Source organism: Streptomyces alkaliphilus, assembly GCF_014141535.1.
GTDB lineage: Bacteria > Actinomycetota > Actinomycetes > Streptomycetales > Streptomycetaceae > Streptomyces > Streptomyces alkaliphilus.
The window spans coordinates 1-927 of record NZ_VKHT01001447.1 but is presented as its reverse complement, the minus strand read 5'-3'; the positions used below and the strand labels follow the sequence as shown (position 1 = coordinate 927).

General features: G+C 79.2%; 1 protein-coding gene. It reads right to left on the bottom strand.

The features are described 5' to 3' along the window. A partial coding sequence (locus tag FNQ90_RS25010) for an oxygenase MpaB family protein (RefSeq protein ID WP_323380176.1) occupies nt 1-830 on the bottom strand: 830 nt, incomplete at its 3' end. Between the last annotated feature and the right edge of the window lie 97 nt (nt 831-927).

Genomic DNA, 927 nt, shown 5'->3' with positions numbered 1-927 from the left:
CGCCCGCGGTCCCGGGCGGCCCGCAGGTGGGGGCCCTCCCGCAGGGGGCGCGGCAGTGAGATCAGGAAGCCGCGCATCGTCCGGGCCCCGGCGTCCGCCAGCCGGTCCACCGCCGGGTGGGCCGGCAGCCCGTACATCCGGCGGGCCCACGGCGGCAGCAGGGCGACCGCCAGGCGGATGAGCCCGGCCCACAGCGGGCGGGCCCCCCGGGCGGCCCCCGGCAACGGGGGCGCGAAGGCGAAGCGGGCCGCTTCCAGGGCGGCCGGTCCCGCGCGCAGGGTGCCGCCGGCCCGCATGTCCTCCAGGTAACGCTCCAGGGCGACGGTGTCCCCGGGAACGGGGTGGCCCGCCGGCACCCCCACCAGCCGCGCGACCCCGGCCTGCTCGGCGAGGTACCGGTCCGCCTCGGCCGGTGTCAGGCGCAGACCCGCGCGGGTGGTGACCTCCAGGAAGGAGGAGACCTCGCTGGTGTGCACCCAGACCAGGAGGTCGGGGTCGGCCGCGTGGTAGGGCAGGCCGGTCTCGGGGTCGAGGCCGTGCACGGAGGTGTGCACGCGCCGGACACGCTCGATCACCTCCCGCGCCTCGGCTCCGGTCCCGTAGGTGACCGCGCCGATGAAGAACGCGGTGCGGTACAGCCTTCCCCAGGGGTCCTCGCGGTAGGTCGAGTGGCGGGAGACCCCCGCCATGGCCAGGGGGTGGAGGGCCTGCAGGAGCAGGGCCCGGAGCCCGGCGAGGCCCATGGCGGGGTCGGCGTGCACCCGCCAGGAGACCGTGTCCGGTCCGAACAGGCCGGCGGCCGGCAGCGGCCCGACGGGGGCGAGGGGCACCTGTGATCCGGCGCCGGCCCCCGGGTCCCCCGGGGGCATCGGCCCGTCCGGCGGCACCAGGGCCGGGGTGGGCAGGCCCCGCGCGCGGCGCCGGGAC